This window comes from Streptomyces flavofungini, assembly GCF_014650815.1.
Classification (GTDB): Bacteria; Actinomycetota; Actinomycetes; order Streptomycetales; family Streptomycetaceae; genus Streptomyces; species Streptomyces flavofungini.
Genome location: NZ_BMVR01000009.1, coordinates 227,396 through 243,246 on the forward strand (window position 1 = coordinate 227,396; position 15,851 = coordinate 243,246).

At 72.1% G+C, this 15,851-nt stretch carries 11 protein-coding genes; 6 read left to right on the forward strand and 5 right to left on the reverse strand.

Going from position 1 to position 15,851, the window contains the following annotated elements; genetic code table 11:
* Window positions 1-51: 51 nt before the first annotated feature.
* The 3 genes from nhaA to IE274_RS24490 form a co-directional block, all read right to left on the reverse strand.
* Complete coding sequence (gene nhaA / locus IE274_RS24480) at window positions 52-1,449, reverse strand: Na+/H+ antiporter NhaA (RefSeq protein ID WP_229909773.1); 1,398 nt, start codon at window positions 1,447-1,449, stop codon at window positions 52-54.
* A gap of 204 nt (window positions 1,450-1,653) precedes the next feature.
* Complete coding sequence (gene acs, locus IE274_RS24485; RefSeq protein ID WP_190118017.1) at window positions 1,654-3,660, reverse strand: acetate--CoA ligase; 2,007 nt, start codon at window positions 3,658-3,660, stop codon at window positions 1,654-1,656.
* A gap of 49 nt (window positions 3,661-3,709) precedes the next feature.
* The gene (locus IE274_RS24490; RefSeq protein ID WP_190118018.1) at window positions 3,710-6,238 is read right to left on the reverse strand and encodes a bifunctional SulP family inorganic anion transporter/carbonic anhydrase; all 2,529 of its coding nucleotides are present in this window, start codon (window positions 6,236-6,238) and stop codon (window positions 3,710-3,712) included.
* Between the two features lie 297 nt (window positions 6,239-6,535).
* Between IE274_RS24490 and IE274_RS24495 the strand changes: the two genes are divergently transcribed.
* Complete coding sequence (locus tag IE274_RS24495; RefSeq protein WP_229909774.1) at window positions 6,536-7,840, forward strand: polysaccharide deacetylase family protein; 1,305 nt, start codon at window positions 6,536-6,538, stop codon at window positions 7,838-7,840.
* Between the two features lie 91 nt (window positions 7,841-7,931).
* On the opposite strand, the gene IE274_RS24500 is transcribed toward IE274_RS24495, so the two are convergent.
* A complete protein-coding gene (locus IE274_RS24500) occupies window positions 7,932-8,918 on the reverse strand; it encodes an ATP-binding protein (RefSeq protein ID WP_190118019.1) in 987 nt (328 codons plus the stop codon).
* A 115-nt stretch (window positions 8,919-9,033) separates the two neighbouring features.
* On the opposite strand from IE274_RS24500, the gene IE274_RS24505 reads away from it, so the two are divergent.
* The gene (locus IE274_RS24505; protein WP_190118020.1) at window positions 9,034-9,849 is read left to right on the forward strand and encodes a Fic family protein; all 816 of its coding nucleotides are present in this window, start codon (window positions 9,034-9,036) and stop codon (window positions 9,847-9,849) included.
* A gap of 473 nt (window positions 9,850-10,322) precedes the next feature.
* Here the strand turns inward: IE274_RS24505 and IE274_RS24510 are convergent, their stop codons facing one another.
* Window positions 10,323-11,147 (reverse strand): HAD family hydrolase, encoded by an 825-nt coding sequence (locus tag IE274_RS24510; RefSeq protein ID WP_190118021.1) that lies wholly within the window; start codon window positions 11,145-11,147, stop codon window positions 10,323-10,325.
* A 526-nt stretch (window positions 11,148-11,673) separates the two neighbouring features.
* Here IE274_RS24510 and ssd point away from each other — a divergent pair.
* From ssd to IE274_RS24530, 4 genes are all read left to right on the forward strand, one after another.
* Entirely contained in the window at window positions 11,674-12,786 is a 1,113-nt protein-coding gene (ssd, locus tag IE274_RS24515) for a septum site-determining protein Ssd (protein ID WP_190118022.1), read from the forward strand.
* Window positions 12,783-13,952, forward strand: a complete 1,170-nt coding sequence (locus IE274_RS24520; protein WP_190118023.1) for a TadA family conjugal transfer-associated ATPase — start codon at window positions 12,783-12,785, stop codon at window positions 13,950-13,952. Before ssd ends, IE274_RS24520 begins: the two co-directional genes overlap by 4 nt.
* Window positions 13,949-14,851 carry a type II secretion system F family protein gene (locus IE274_RS24525; RefSeq protein ID WP_190118024.1) on the forward strand — a complete coding sequence of 301 codons (903 nt, stop codon included), beginning with the start codon at window positions 13,949-13,951 and terminating at the stop codon, window positions 14,849-14,851. Before IE274_RS24520 ends, IE274_RS24525 begins: the two co-directional genes overlap by 4 nt.
* A gap of 281 nt (window positions 14,852-15,132) precedes the next feature.
* Window positions 15,133-15,699, forward strand: a complete 567-nt coding sequence (locus IE274_RS24530) for a type II secretion system F family protein (protein ID WP_373305768.1) — start codon at window positions 15,133-15,135, stop codon at window positions 15,697-15,699.
* Window positions 15,700-15,851 lie beyond the last annotated feature (152 nt).

Below are 15,851 nucleotides of genomic sequence, written 5' to 3' on the forward strand. Positions count from 1 at the left end.
GCGCGGACGGACCGGGCGGCTGCCCGTGCGGGAAGTTCTGGTCAGATCAGATCATGCCGGACCGTCGCGGCCGTCGCTCGATCCGGCCGACAGTCGAGCAAGTCTGCGGTGCTCCGCGGCCTTCTTCTCGAAGATCTCCGCCATGCGCAGGTGGTAGTCCGGATTGTCCTGTTCATAGATGTCGGGGATGCCGTCGAGGTCCTCGTCGCGCTCCTCGTCCTCCCACAGCTTGCGGTACTTGCGGTCGCGCACCTTCAGCAGGACTCCGGAGAGGACGGCCGCTATCAGCGAGCCGACCAGCACGGCGGCCTTGATCTCGTCGGTGAGCAACGGGTCCTCGCTGAACGCGAGTTCCCCGATGAGCAGGGAGACGGTGAAGCCGATCCCGGCGAGCGAGGCCACCGCGAACACGTCCGGCCAGGCCAGGTCCTCGTTCAGCTCGGCCTTGGTGAAGCGGGCGGCGAGCCAGGTGCCGCCGAAGATGCCGACGGCCTTGCCGAGGACGAGGCCGAGCACCACGCCGAGGGTCTCCGGCTTGGTGAAGACGTCGCCGAGCGCCCCGCCCGAGACGGCGACACCGGCGCTGAACAGCGCGAACAGCGGCACGGCGAGCCCGGCGGAGAGGGGGCGTACGAGATGCTCGATGTGCTCGCCGGGGGAGTGCTCCTCGCCGCCCTGCTTGTGGCAGCGCAGCATCAGGCCCATGGCGACACCGGCGATGGTGGCGTGGACGCCGCTGTTGTACATCAGGCCCCAGACGACCAGGGCCAGCGGAACGTAGACGTACCAGCCGCGCACGCCCTTGCGGAGCAGCAGCCAGAAGACCGCGAGGCCGAGGACCGCGCCGCCGAGCGCCGCGAAGTTCAGGTCGTTGGTGAAGAAGATCGCGATGATCATGATCGCGAAGAGGTCGTCCACGACGGCGAGGGTGAGCAGGAAGGCGCGCAGCGCCGACGGCAGCGAGGTGCCGATGACCGCGAGGACGGCGAGCGCGAAGGCGATGTCGGTCGCGGTCGGCACGGCCCAGCCGTCCGTCGCGCCGTCGCCGAGGACGTTCACCAGCGTGTAGACGAGCGCCGGGACGGCCATGCCGCAGATCGCGGCGATCACGGGCAGCGCGGCGGCCTTGGGCTCCCGCAGATCACCGGCGACCAGTTCGCGCTTGAGCTCGATCCCGGCGACGAAGAAGAAGATCGCGAGCAGTCCGTCGGCCGCCCAGTGCTGTAGGGACAGGTCGAGGCCGAGCGAGCCGGGTCCGAGGTGGAAGTCCCTGACGCTCTCGTAGCTCTCCTTGATCGGGGTGTTCGCCCAGATCAGCGCGGTGATGGCGGCGACGAGGAGCAGGACGCCGCCGACCGTCTCGGTGCGCAGCGCGTTCGCGACGAAGTTTCGCTCGGGCAGGGAGAGGCGTCCGAGGACTTTGCGGTTGCTGCTGGCGGGCGCGGCCACGAGAGTCGACCTCCGGTCGGTAGGCAGGACTGAGCACATGCCGACCAGACTTCCCGGCGCACCTTGGCGTTTCTTGTCGCGTTGTTGACGTTGATCCTTAGCTTACCTAACCGTGCGCTCGGATGTATCCGGCAATTTTCACCTTAGACATAAAAAGGGCACCCGGCGCGGGTGGCGCCGGGTGCCCCTGGGTGCTGCGGCGGGCTAGTCCTCGCTGGGCGCGGCCGGGAGCCTGGACTGGATCAGGTCCATCACGGACGAGTCCGTGAGCGTGGTCACGTCACCGAGCTGACGGTTCTCCGCGACGTCCCGGAGGAGGCGCCGCATGATCTTCCCGGAGCGCGTCTTCGGCAGCTCGGCCACCGGCAGGATCCGCTTGGGCTTGGCGATGGGGCCGAGCGTCGTCCCCACGTGGTTGCGCAGCTGGCCGACCAGCTCCGCGTCCTCCGCGTTCGCCGTGCCCCGCAGGATCACGAACGCCACGATGGCCTGGCCCGTGGTCTCGTCGGCGGCGCCGACGACCGCGGCCTCCGCGACCGACGGGTGCGACACGAGCGCCGACTCGACCTCGGTGGTGGAGATGTTGTGCCCGGAGACGAGCATCACGTCGTCCACCCGGCCGAGCAGCCAGATGTCCCCGTCGTCGTCCTTCTTCGCGCCGTCCCCGGCGAAGTACTTGCCCTCGAAGCGCGACCAGTACGTGTCGATGAACCGCTGGTCGTCACCCCAGATGGTGCGCAGCATCGACGGCCACGGCTCGGTGAGCACCAGATAGCCACCGCCGCCGTTCGGCACCTCGTTGGCCTCGTCGTCCACGACGGTCGCCGCGATCCCGGGCAGCGCCCGCTGCGCGGAGCCCGGCTTGGTCTCGGTCACGCCGGGCAGCGGCGAGATCATCATGCCGCCGGTCTCGGTCTGCCACCAGGTGTCCACGATCGGGCACGTGTCGGCGCCGATGTGCTTGCGGTACCAGATCCACGCCTCGGGGTTGATCGGCTCACCCACCGACCCGAGCACCCGCAGGCTGCTGAGGTCGAACTTGGCGGGGATGTCGTCGCCCCACTTCATGAACGTACGAATCGCCGTCGGCGCCGTGTACAGGATCGTGACCCCGTACTTCTGCACGATCTCCCAGAACCGGCCCTGGTGCGGGGTGTCCGGCGTGCCCTCGTAGATGACCTGGGTCGCGCCGTTCGAGAGCGGGCCGTACGTGATGTAGGAGTGGCCGGTGACCCAGCCGATGTCGGCCGTGCACCAGTAGACGTCGGTCTCCGGCTTGAGGTCGAAGACGGCGTGGTGGGTGTACGACGTCTGCGTCAGATAGCCGCCCGCGGTGTGCAGGATGCCCTTCGGCTTCCCCGTCGTCCCGGACGTGTAGAGGATGAACAGCGGCTGCTCGGCCTCGAACGCCTCGGGGGTGTGCTCCGGCGACTGCTTGCCGACGACGTCGTGCCACCACAGGTCGCGGCCCTCGGTCCACGCCACGTCCTGCTCGGTGCGGCGGACGACGAGGACCTTGCCGATGCCCTGCGTGCCCTCGCGGGTGAGGGCCTCGTCGACGGCGGGCTTGAGCGCGGACGGCTTGCCCCGGCGGTAGCCGCCGTCGGCGGTGATGACGAGCTTGGCGTCGGCGTCCTTGATGCGCGCGGCGATCGCGTCGGCGGAGAAGCCGCCGAAGACCACCGAGTGCGCGGCGCCGATGCGGGCGCACGCCAGCATCGCCACGACCGCCTCGGGGATCATCGGCAGATAGACCGCGACCCGGTCGCCCGCGGTGATCCCCAGCTCCGTCAGGGCGTTGGCCGCCTTGCTGACCTCGTCCTTCAACTCGGCGTAGGTGATGGCCCGGCTGTCGCCGGGCTCACCCTCGAAGTGGATGGCCACGCGCTCGCCGTTGCCCGCCTCGACGTGGCGGTCGACGCAGTTGTACGCGACGTTGAGCTTGCCGTCCTTGAACCACTTGGCGAACGGCGGGTTCGACCAGTCCAGCGTCTCGGTCGGTTCGGTGGCCCAGGTCAGCCGACGGGCCTGCTCGGCCCAGAAGCCGAGCCTGTCAGCCTTGGCCTGTTCATACGCCTCCGCCGTGACATTGGCGTGCGCCGCCAGCTCGGCCGGTGGCGCGAACCTGCGGTCCTCCTTGAGCAGGTTGGCCAGGCTTTCGTTACTCACGACATCTCCCTTTCCCAGGGTGTCCGTTGTGTCCCAGACCACAGCTCATCAGACACCCGGCCCTGGTGACAAGGGCTTGCCGGAAATTGGTTTAGACCTCTACCGGGTGAGCGGGCGGCACCTGGCTGAACACCTCGTCGGGTGCCTGCCCCGCGCGCGCCGTCTCACCCGCTTTCCTCCCGTCCTCCGCCCCCTCCGTGCCTTCGGCCAGCAGATATGCCTGCGCCTCGCCCACGTGGAAGTACATCCCGTGCAATTCCAGGGTCCCTTCGGCGAGCCGCCTCGCCACCGCCTCGTGGGCCCGCAGATGCTCCAACTGCTGCACCACGTTGGTGAGGCAGAGCTGCTCGACGGCGTCGGCGGGGGCGCGGCCGGCCAGGCGGGGCATGCCGCGCAGGCTCGGCTCGGTCGTGGGGGGCCCTGCGGCCGCCCCGAGGCTCTGCCCGGCCTGCGCCCCGAAGCTCTGCTCTGCTTGCGCCCCGAGGGTCTGGTCGACCGCCGCCCCGAGGGTCTCGTCGACGGCTGTCCCGAGGCTCTGCTCGGCCGCCTCCTCGGTCTGCTCGGCCATCCGCTCCAGGCTCGGCAGACCGTGCCGCAGCCAGCGCTTGAGCGGCGTCTGCGCGCCGGTCGGCGGCGTGTTGAGCAGCGCCTGCATGGCCCCGCAGCCCGAATGCCCGCACACGGTGATGGACTTGACCTTCAGCACGTCCACCGCGTACTCGATCGCGGCGGCCACCGAGTCGTCGCCGCTCTCGGCGCCGGGCAGCGGCACCAGATTGCCCACGTTGCGGACGACGAAGAGGTCTCCGGGGCCGCTGGACGTGATCATCGACGTGACGACGCGGGAGTCGGCGCACGTCAGGAAGAGCTGCGCGGGCCGCTGTCCCTCCCGGGCGAGGCGGGCCAGCTCGCCCCGCACACGCGGCGCCGTGTTCTGCTGGAACGCGCTGATTCCCTTGGCCAGTTGGTGCTGTTCGGGGCGGTCGGTGCGCGGGGGTTCCTGCGGGGTGTCGCACTGGTGGTTGCGCCAGGGCGTCCAGGGGCGGCAGCCGCAGTGGGCGGTGGCCGCGGGCTCCGTGATGCGCTGGCCGCCGCGGCCGGTGACCTCGGCGCTGCCGCCCTGCGCGGCGTGCGCGTCGAGCCAGCTGTGCAGGGTCTCGTACGCCGCGTGGTCCATGAAGGAGCCGTCGAGCTCCACGACCGCGTGCGCCCGCTGCGGGATGTGGTGCAGGCAGCGGCTGAGCCGGGGCACCGCGAGGAACGTCAACTGTCCCCGCACGTGCACATGGTGGACGCCTTCCGAGTCCTCCTCACAGGTGATCCGCGTTCGGGCGAGGCGGTGCAGGGCGACGGCGACGGCCACGGCGACGCCGAGGGCCACGCCCTCCAGGACGCCCAGGAACACCACGGCCAGGGTGGTGGCCGCGTACACGAGCACTTCCCGGTGGCGGGTGACGGTGCGGATGTGGTTGATGCTGACCATCTGGGCGCCGACGACCATGACGAGCGCGGCCAGGGAGGCGAGCGGGATCATCTCCAGGACCGGCACGAGCAGCAGGGCGGCCGCTACTACCCAAACGCCGTGCAGCATCGTGGAGTTCCTGCTGACGGCACCGGCGCGCACATTCGCCACGCTGCGCACGGCGACGCCCGCGACGGGCAGCCCGCCGAGCGCCCCGGACACGACGTTCGCCATGCCCTGGCCGCGCAGCTCGCGGTCGAGGTCGGAGCGGCCCACGCGCTCCTGGGTGCCGGTGCGCCGGGCGGTGAGCTTGTCGATGGCGACCGCGCCGAGCAGTGACTGCACGCTGCACACCAGCGTGACCGTGAGCACGGCGGCGACCAGGCCGAGCGCGGGGCCTTCGGGCAGCCCGGCGAGGGCGTGGGTGCGCCAGGAGGGCAGGTCGACCCTGGCCACGGTCAGGGTGGCGAGGCCGGCGAGCGCGGTGGCGGCGGTGACGGCGATGAGTGGCGCGGGGACGGTCCGTGCGACGCGTCCGACGCGTCCGGGGATGCGGGGCCACAGCACCAGCACGCCGAGGGTCAGCGCGCTCACCGTCAGCGCGGCCGGGTGCACCTCGGCCAACTGGGCGGGCAGCGCGCCGAGGTTGGCGGTCACGGAGCTCTGGGGGGTGCCGCCGAGCACGATGTGCAGTTGGGCGGCGGCGATGGTGACGCCGATTCCGGCGAGCATGCCGTGCACGACGGCGGGGCTCACGGCGAGCGCGGTGCGTGCCACGCGCAGGCAGCCGAGGCCGATCTGGGCGAGTCCGGCGAGGGCAGTGATGGCGCAGGTCGTCCGCCAGCCGTAGCGCTGGATCAGGTCGGCGGTGACGACGGTGAGGCCGGCGGCGGGGCCGCTGACCTGGAGGGGGGCGCCGCCGAGGCGTCCGGCGACGAGGCCGCCGACGGCGGCGGCGACCAGGCCCGCCTGGAGCGGGGCGCCGGTCGCGAGGGCGATGCCCAGGGACAGCGGCAGGGCGATCAGGAAGACGGCGACGGACGCGGACACGTCGGCTCCCGAGACGCGGAACCTCTTGCGCGGCGGTGGCGCGTGCGGCTGCTGGGGGCGTGGGCCGTGCGCCGAGTCGGGGGCGCTTGTGGGGACGCAGGCAGACATGTTTCCCGTCTCCTCCGGGGCGGCGCGGTCGCGGAACAGGGGGTCCTCCGGTGGGCACCGGAGGGCGGGTCGCGGCCGTGGGTCACGGCGTTGCAGCGGCGGGATTACTCAACTCTCGGTAAACGAATCGTAATGCAGTGTAAAGGTCTTAGCTGGATCATCAGGGCAAATGGGGTATCTGATCACTCTAATGAGTGAATAAAAATACTGATCGGCTTGTCGGAATCCGCCACTCGTGACGCCGTGCGAAGTTGCTGCCGTTCTGTCCCGACTTGCACGGAAGAAGGTGGGCGGAAGATGGCCGCCAACCCAAGCACTGCCGCGGGGGTGCGGCGGACGGCCGCGGGCCTCGCCGCTCTCCTGGTCTGCACGGCGGCCCTGGCCGGGTGTGCCGACGACTCGTCCGGCGCGAAGGGGGGATCGCCCGGGTCGGCGCACGGCGCGAAGAAGCCCGCCGGTGCCCCGGCGCCCAAGGCCGCGGTGCGCCTGATCGGCGACGGCTCGACCGCGTTCACCGGTCAGCAGCCGCTGCTCCCCAGACCGGAACGCCTGAAACCGGGCCAGCGGCCCCCGCAGTTCGTGGTGTTCTCCTGGGACGGCGCGGGCGAGGACGGCCAGAAGCTGTTCTCCCACTTCCGCAAGGTCGCCAAGCGGAACAACGCCACGATGACGTACTTCCTCAGCGGTGTGTACATGCTCCCCGAGGCGAAGCGCAGGCTGTACAAGCCGCCGCAGCATCTCGCCGGCAGCTCGGACATCGGCTTCAACAACCGCGAGGGAATCAAGGACACCGTGGACCAGCTCCGCGGCGCCTGGCTCGAGGGCAATGAGATCGGCACTCACTTCAACGGCCACTTCTGCGGCACCGGCCGAGGCGTCGGCGAGTGGTCGGTCGCCGACTGGAAGAGCGAGATCAGCCAGGCCAAGTCCTTCGTGAAGGCCTGGAAGACGAACACCGGCATGGGGAAGGCGCAGCCGCTGCCCTTCGACTACGACCGGGAGCTCATCGGCGCCCGCACCCCCTGCCTCGAAGGCCGCCCCAACTTCATGCGCGCGGCCCGCGAACTCGGCTTCCGCTACGACACCAGCGGCGTGAACAACCAGCTCTGGCCCAAGAAGAAGGAGGGCCTGTGGGACCTGTCGATGCAGCTCGTCCCGGTCCCCGGGCGCGGCTTCGAGACGCTCACCATGGACTACAACTTCATGGTGAACCAGTCGGGTTCGACCTCGCACGGTGACCCGGACAAGCACGAGTACTGGGGCGACCAGATGCGCGACGGCCTGATCAAGGGCTTCGACCGCGCCTACCAGGGCAACCGCGCGCCCTTGATCATCGGCAATCACTTCGAGTCGTGGAACGGCGGCACGTACATGCGCGCCATCGAGGAGACGATCGAGCGCGTCTGCACCAAGCGCGAGGTGCGCTGTGTGTCCTTCCGGCAGCTCGCCGACTGGCTGGACGCGCAGGACCCGCAGGTGCTCGCCAAGCTGGCCCGGCTCGGCGTCGGCAAGACCCCGAAGGAGGGCTGGCCCGCCTTCCTCTCCGCGAGGCCCGCTCCGGCGCCCAAGGGCGTACCGGGCGCGGAGCCGGCCAAGCGGTAGTCGGCCCGGGGGTGTCCGCCGGGTCGGCGCTCGGCCCGGCGGGGGCCAGCCCGGCGGTGGTCGTCCGGGCGGTGGTCGGCCCCGGGGAGGGCTAGGCGTTCGCCGTCGCGTGCTCCCGCAGGACGAAGTCGGGGTCGACCTGGGCGGCTAGGTCGGCTCCGGTCCGCTCGTTGCCCCAGCTCTGGGCGTTCTTCAGGTGGAAGTGGACCATCTGGCGGGTGTAGCGCTCCCAGTCGCGGCGGTCGTAGGCGGCGTCGGCCGCTTCCTGGAGCGTCTTCAGGGCCAAGTGGTTGCTCTCCTCCAGGAGTTCGAACCGGGGCGGACGGCCCTTCTCCATGGAGCGCACCCAGTCGGAGTGCCCGACGGTCACCAGGAGGTCGTCGCCCACCTGCTCGCGCAGGAAGTCGATGTCGTCCCGGCCCTGGACCTTGTTGCCGACGACCTTGAGGTCGACGCCGAAGTCGTGTGCGTACTCCTTGTACTGGCGATAGACGGAGACCCCCTTCCGGGTCGGCTCGGCGACGAGGAACGTCATGTCGAAGCGGGTGAACATCCCGGAGGCGAAGGAGTCGGAGCCCGCGGTCATGTCGACCACCGCGTACTCGTCGCGGCCGTCGACCAGGTGGTTGAGGAGCAGTTCGACCGCTCCCGTCTTGGAGTGGTAGCAGGCGACACCGAGGTCGGCTTCGGTGAACTGCCCGGTGACCATCAAACGCACGGCGCCGCCGTCGAGTTCCACGGCCCGTGCGCACGCCTCGTACACCGGGTTGTCCTCGCAGACCCGCAGCAGTCGTGAGCCGTCGCCGGGCGGGGTCGTCTTGATCATTGTCTCGGCGCTGGCGATGCGCGGATTGGTGCCGCGCAGATAGTCCTTGATCAGCGGCAGCCGTCCGCCGAGCGCGGGCAGTTCGGCGCTCTGCTCCTCGTCGAGGCCGAGGGCGGCGCCCAGGTGCTGGTTGATGTCGGCGTCCACCGCGATGACCGGTGCGCCGGTGGCGGCGAGGTGTCGGATGAAGAGCGAGGACAGCGTGGTCTTGCCGCTGCCGCCCTTCCCCACGAAAGCGATCTTCATGTTCATGTAGCGTAGCCGCGCGCTCTGCCGCGGGGCCCTGTTCGCGTCAGGAGGGGCCGGTTCGCGTGAAGAAGACCACTCCTTCGTGGCGGGCGGGCCCGGGGTGCGTAGGGTCGTACTCATGAGTACGAAAGCCGATCCGCTGGCGGCCCTGGGTGCGCTGCCCGGCGTCGCCGACTCCGTGGACTCCGTGCGCAAGGCCGTGGACCGGGTGTACGGCCACCGGATCATGCGCCGCCGCAGCAACGAGGTCACCGCCGAGGCGGCGCTGCGGGGCGCGCGCGGGTCCGCGGCGCTGTCCGGCGCCGAATGGGCCCTGGAGGAGGTCCGCAGGCGTACCGACTTCAGCGGCGAGGGCGACGCGCGCGTGATGGGTGCCGCGCTGCGGCTGACCGCCGAGGCCGGGCAGCTCCTGTCCATCTGGCGGCAGTCGCCGCTGCGGGTCCTCGCGCGGCTGCACCTGGTCGCCGCGGCCGACGCTGACGAGGCCGCGGGCCGCCCGCGACTCGCGGGCGAACCGGTCGAGGAGCCGTTGATCGAGCTGGAGTTGCCGGACGCGGACGAGGTGGCGGGGCGGCTCGAAGGGCTCTCGCAGCTGATCATCGCGGGCGGCTCGGCGCCGGCCCTGGTGACGGCGGCCGTGGTGCACGGCGAACTCGCGGCCCTGCGGCCCTTCGGCTCGTGCAACGGCCTGGTGGCGCGCGCGGCCGAGCGGATCGTCCTGGTGGGCAGCGGCCTCGACCCGAAGTCCATCTGCCCGGCCGAGGCGGGCCACGCGGAGCTGGGGCGCGCTGCCTACGTAGGGGCCCTGGAGGCGTACGTGTCCGGCACTCCGGAGGGTGTGGCCGCCTGGATCGCCCACTGCGGCAAGGCGGTTGAGCTGGGCGTCAGGGAGTCGACGGCGGTGTGCGAGGCGCTGCAGCGCGGGGCCGCGTAACCGGGAGCCCCGGGGGTTCGGTGGCGGGTTGCGGCGGGTCCTGCGTGTGCACGGCGACCGGCCCTGAACAGGGATGCGGCGGTACGAGAACTCGTACCGCCGCTGGCATGTTCACCGGGTTACCAAGCGTCCTCGATGGTTTGCCCATCAGGTCGGGAACTTTGCCCGTCACCTGGTGCGGCTGGCCCGTAATCGACGGGTCGACGTCGCGTGGGTGCTCAGTGACCATGCTTCGGTCCGTGGGGCCAATCAATGCGGTTAAAGGTAATCCTCTCGGATGTCCTTGGTCTCGCGGGCCGTTGACTCCTTTGTACTCCTGTCCTGGGGGAAGCGGAAGCCCTGGCTGCACTTCTTTACTTTTAGGTTCAAACAAGGGTGAATCGGACGCAGGGCTTCGTCCGCCCCCAGAGGTGCACCGGGGCCGCCCCCAGAGGTGCACCGGACGGCCGTGGCGCGAGCTCCGTAGTGCGAGGTCAGCTCGCTGCCGCGCGCCGTCGGCTGGCGAACCATACGAGGCCCGCGGTGGCCGCTGCCGCACCGACCGCGGCCGCCGCGACGAGCGCCGGACGGCGGGGTGCGGGCAGCCGCTGCTTGAGCCGCACCGGGCGGTGGAAGTCGAGAATCGGCCATCCACGCGCGAGGGCCTCACGGCGCAGCGCCCGGTCCGGATTGACCGCGTAGGGATGGCCCACGGACTGGAGCATGGGCACGTCCGTCGCCGAGTCGCTGTAGGCAAAACAGCGCTCCAGGTCGTACCCCTCGGACTCGGCGAGCTCCTGGATCGCCTCCGCCTTGGTGGGGCCGTACGCGTAGTACTCCACCTCGCCCGTGAAGCAGCCGTCGTCGCCGACCACCATCCGCGTGGCCACCACCCGGTCCGCGCCCAGGAGTTCACCGATCGGCTCGACCACCTCGGCGCCCGAGGTGGACACGATGACGACGTCGCGACCTGCGGTGTGGTGCTCCTCGATGAGGGAGGCCGCCTCGTCGTAGATGATCGGGTCGATCAGGTCGTGCAGGGTCTCCGCGACGATCTCCTTGACCTGCTCCACGTTCCAGCCGCGGCACAGCGAGGACAGGTACGCGCGCATCCGTTCCATCTGATCGTGATCGGCCCCGCCGGCGAGGAACACGAACTGGGCATATGCGGTTCGTAGTACTGCCCTGCGGTTGATCAGCCCGCCTTGGTAGAACGACTTGCTGAAGGTGAGCGTGCTCGACTTCGCAATGACCGTCTTGTCCAGGTCAAAGAACGCGGCTGTGCGGGGCGACGAGTGGTTTTCCACGAGGTTGAGCATAGGCGCCCACCATTCGGCGTAAGCTGAGGCGCGTGGGTTTGCCTGAGAAGGCTCTCGGGTACACCATGGAAGTCACGGATCGTTCGCGACCGTGCTAACCCGGTCTGGCTCCTCCCCCCCCGAGTCGGACCGAGGGGACGACCCCCGCTCTCCCCCCCGGCGGGGGTCGTCGCATGTCCGGATGCGTTTTCGCTCCCCTTTCCTGATCTTTTCTGATCGTCGGGGTTCCGTATGGGCTGAATCGACGGCGCTGCCGTCTGCCCAAGATCCGTCACTGTGTGTATCCGTGGGGCTGCGCTGCGGAAGGTGCCCGAGGCCTCACCGGTTTGGGTGAAGGAGTTATTCACAGCCAGCGTCTTCTCCACAGTTATTTACCAAGATCCACATGATTTCCGGGATCGCCGCACGCTGGATTCCGTTCGTGAAGTTCATGGCCGGATTTCATTGGCCGGTCTTCGCGTACGCGGATCCGGATGCGCACACACGCGCATTCGAAGGACTTGCAGCGAGAGGGGGCCGGAAGATCGTGGCTGGAGTCATTGCGTGCGACACACCGCCGACGTCCGAGGGGCGCGCCGGTGGACCATTGATCGTCACGGAAGACGTGGATCTGCTGGACGACCTGCTGCGGCTGTGCGCCGCGGCCGGGGCGCGACCAGAGGTGCACCACGGCGTGCCCGAGCGCGGCGGCGGATGGGAGTCCGCGCCGCTCGTCCTCGTCGGGGACGACGCGGCGGACCGGGTGCGCGGGGCCGCACGCCGGCGCGGGGTCGTGCTCGTGGGACGCGACCAGGACGACTCGGGCGTGTGGCGGCGGGCCGTGGAGATCGGCGCGGACGACGTGCTCGTGCTCCCCGACGGCGAGCGCTGGCTGGTGGACCGCATCGCCGATGTGGCCGAGGGCGTCGGACGGCCCGCGCTGACTGTCGGCCTCATCGGCGGCCGCGGCGGCGCCGGGGCCTCCACCCTGGCGTGCGCCCTGGCCGTCACCGCGGCGCGCGCCGGACGGCGCACCATGCTGGTCGACGCCGACCCGCTGGGCGGCGGGCTCGACGTGATGCTCGGCGGGGAGACCGCCGAGGGACTGCGCTGGCCCGCCTTCGCGCAGTCGCGGGGCCGGGTCGGCGGCGGCGCCCTGGAGGAGTCACTGCCCGCCCTGCACGACCTGCGCGTCCTGAGCTGGGACCGCGGCGACACGGTGTCCATCGCCCCAGAGGCGGTACGAGCCGTCCTCGCCGCGGCCCGCAGGCGCGGCGGCGTCGTGGTCGTCGACCTGCCGCGCCGCGTGGACGAAGCGGTCGCGGAGACGCTGGCACAGCTGGACCTCGGCCTGCTCGTGGTGCCTGCGGAACTGCGCGCGGTGGCCGGGGCGCGCCGGGTCACATCGGCCGTGAGCATAGTGCTGCGGGACCTGCGGCTCGTCACCACGCCCGGCCCGCCGGGCGGCGACAGGCTGGACACGGACGAGGTGACCCGGCTGCTTGGCCTGCCGCTCGTCGGCGAACTGCCCTGGGAACACGGCCTCGGGACGGCTCGCGGCGGCGGACAGCCGCCCGGCGGCGCGGCACGCGGGCCCCTGGCCCGGTTCTGCGCGGCCTTCTGGGACCAGCTTCCCGCCCACGCCGGAGGGGGCGTATGACCGCCGTCGTGGGCGCCCGGATGCTGGACGGGGTCCGGCAGTGGCTCGCGGCGAACGGCACCGAGCCGACGCCGGCCCGGGTCGCCGAGGCCCTGCGGGCGCAGGGCCGGATCCTGGGCGATGCCGAAGTCCTCGGCGCGGCTGAGCAGTTGCGCTCGGAGCTGGTGGGCGCGGGCCCGCTGGAGCCGCTGCTCGCCGACCCCTCGGTGACCGACGTGCTGGTGTCCGCGCCGGACCGCGTCTGGGTGGACCGCGGCGGCGGCCTTGAGCTCACCCAGGTCTCCTTCCGCGACCCGGCGGCGGTGCGGCGCCTCGCCCAGCGGCTCGCCGCCGTGGCCGGGCGGCGCCTGGACGACGCCCGGCCCTGGGTGGACGCCCGCCTGCCGGACGGCACCCGGCTGCACGCGGTGCTGCCCCCGGTCGCCGTCGGCTCCGCGTATCTGTCGCTGCGCGTCGTACGGCCCCGCGCCTTCACCCTCGCCGAACTGGTCGCGGCGGGCACGGTGCCGCCCGGCGGGGAGCGGGTGCTGCGCCGACTGCTCGACGCCCGCCTCTCGTACCTCATCAGCGGCGGCACGGGCACCGGCAAGACGACCCTCCTGAGCACCCTGCTAGGCCTCGTCGGGCCAGGGGAGCGGATCGTCCTGGCCGAGGACTCGGCGGAGCTGCGCCCCGACCATCCGCACGTGGTGCGCCTGGAGTCCCGGCCTGCGAACCAGGAAGGCGTCGGCCGCGTCGGCCTGGACGACCTGGTGCGCCAGGCACTGCGGATGCGCCCCGACCGGCTGGTGGTGGGCGAGGTGCGCGGCGCCGAGGTGGTGCACCTCCTCGCCGCGCTGAACACCGGCCATGAGGGCGGCTGCGGCACGGTGCACGCCAACGCCGCCGCCGACGTACCGGCCCGCCTGGAGGCGCTGGGCACGGCCGCGGGGCTCGACCGGGCGGCCCTGCACAGCCAGTTGGCGGCCGCCCTGTCGGTGGTCCTCCATCTCGTACGGGACCGGGCGGGGCGACGCCGGATCGCCGAGGTGCAGGTCCTGGAGCGCACCCCTTCGGGTCTGGTGGCCACAGTGCCCGCCCTGCGCTGGGGTGAGCGGGGGTTCGTCCGGGAGCGCGGCTGGCCGCGGCTGAGCGCGCTGTTCGCGGAGCGGGGGGCGGGCGCATGAGCGCGGTGGTGGCGTGCGGTGCCGTTCTGTGCGCGGGCGGGTCGGTGTGGTTGCTCGGCGGGCGGGTGCGGGCCGTGCGGGGGCTGCGGCGGGCACGGACCCTTCTTCCGGCGGGCGGCCCGGCATGGGAGTCCTGGTGGCGGCGGGCGACCACGCGGGTGCGTGGGCGCGTGGGGCACGAGGCCTGGCTCCTGGTGGGAGGGGCAGTGATCGGGCTTCTCGGGGAGTCCGTGCTGCCTCTGGTCGCGGGGGCGGTCGGCATGCCCCTCGCGGGCCGGGCACGCCGGGCCGGGGAGGCCGCTCGGGCGCGGGAGCGGAGGGCCGACGCGGTCATCGCCCTGTGCGGGACCCTCGCCGGTGAGGTGCGGGCGGGGCGGCAGCCTGGGCAGGCGCTGCGGACGGCTGCGGAGGTGGGTTCGGAGGCGGGTCCTGGGGTGGGCTCGGAGTCCGGCGGGGTCGTTGGCCGGGGCCTCGGTGGGGCGCGAGCCGGGGTGCTCGCGGCGGCGCGTTTCGGCGGGGACGTGCCCGGCGCGCTGCGCGAGGCCGCCCGGGCGCCGGGCGCCGAGGGGCTCCTCGGGCTCGCGGCTTGCTGGCGGGTCGCTGTGGACCGGGGCGCGGGCCTCGCCGCAGGGCTGGAGCGCCTGGAAGGTGCGCTGCGGGCGGAGCGGGACCAACGGGCCGACCTGCGAGCGCAGTTGGCGGGGGCCCGGTCGACGGCCCTGATGCTCGCCGGACTTCCCGTCCTGGGCCTGCTGATGGGAGCCGCGCTGGGCGCCGAGCCACTGCGGGTGCTGCTGCACACGGGGGCGGGCCTCGGTTGCCTGGTCGTGGGCGGGCTGTTCGAGGGCGTGGGCGTCTGGTGGGCGCTGCGGATCATGCGGAAGGCGGAGGGGCGATGAGGGGCGAGCTGATCGTCGGCGCCGGGGTTCTCCACAGGCTGGGGGCGGTGGTGTGGGTGGCGGCAGCGCTGGCGTGGCTGCTGCTGACGGTGGCGGCGGCACGGCGGGAACGGGCAGCGGGGCGACGGGCCTCGGCTCTCCTGGGGGCCGGGGGACGGCCGGGGCGGCCATGGGGTCGAGGACGTGGCGAAGGGCCTGGAGACCGGGCGTGGCTACGGCAGTGGGGCGGTGCGGTGTCCGGGCGGCGGGCGCCGGTGCGGAGATGGCTGACGGTTGCCGGGGTGATCGGCGCGGGCTGGGCGCTGGTCGGCGGGATCGCGGGATGCCTGGTGGGTGTGGCCGCGGGGTGCTGCGTGTGGCGGCTGCGGCCGGGCGCCGACCGGAAGGACGAGTTCGACGCCTCGCAGGCAATCCGACAACTGCCCCTGGCGGCCGACCTGCTGGCGGCCTGCGTGGCGGCCGGGGCCGGGCCCGTGCTGGCGGCGCAGGCGGTGGGGGACTCCCTGGGCGGCCCTGTCGGGGAACGGCTCGCCTGGGGCGCGGCGCAGGTACGGCTCGGCGGGGCACCGGCCGACGCGTGGCGGAGGGTCGGCGAGATACCGGGCGCCGACGCCCTGGCCCGCCTCCTGGAACGCGCCACCGAGTCCGGCTCCCCTGCCGCCGCGCCCGTCGCCCGGCTCGCCGCGGACTGCCGAGCCGAACAGGGACGCACGGCGACGGCCCGGGCCCGGAAGGCCGCGGTTCAGATGACCGCACCGGTGGGCCTGTGCTTCCTGCCCGCGTTCATCGCGATCGGGGTGCTGCCAGTGGTGATCGGGCTGGCGGGGGGATTGATGGGCGGGCGGTGAGGCGGCGCGCTGCGCGCGGCAGGCGGCGGGGCTGGGGCGGTGTCCGGCTCGGTGTCCGGCCTCCGAGTTCGGCTGGGCGTCCGGGCGGGGGTGCTGGGGGCTGTGTGGGCGAAATGTCGTACGGGCGGCAGGACATCGGGCTCGCGCGGCGA

Excerpts from the sequence above, each read along its gene's own strand:
- IE274_RS24490 (WP_190118018.1), bottom strand. The coding sequence starts at position 6,238 with ATGTCTGCCTGCGTCCCCACAAGCGCCCCCGACTCGGCGCACGGCCCA.
- IE274_RS24500 (WP_190118019.1), bottom strand. The coding sequence starts at position 8,918 with ATGAACATGAAGATCGCTTTCGTGGGGAAGGGCGGCAGCGGCAAGACC.
- IE274_RS24505 (WP_190118020.1), top strand. The coding sequence starts at position 9,034 with ATGAGTACGAAAGCCGATCCGCTGGCGGCCCTGGGTGCGCTGCCCGGC.
- IE274_RS24495 (WP_229909774.1), top strand. The coding sequence starts at position 6,536 with ATGGCCGCCAACCCAAGCACTGCCGCGGGGGTGCGGCGGACGGCCGCG.
- IE274_RS24510 (WP_190118021.1), bottom strand. The coding sequence starts at position 11,147 with ATGCTCAACCTCGTGGAAAACCACTCGTCGCCCCGCACAGCCGCGTTC.
- IE274_RS24520 (WP_190118023.1), top strand. The coding sequence starts at position 12,783 with ATGACCGCCGTCGTGGGCGCCCGGATGCTGGACGGGGTCCGGCAGTGG.
- IE274_RS24525 (WP_190118024.1), top strand. The coding sequence starts at position 13,949 with ATGAGCGCGGTGGTGGCGTGCGGTGCCGTTCTGTGCGCGGGCGGGTCG.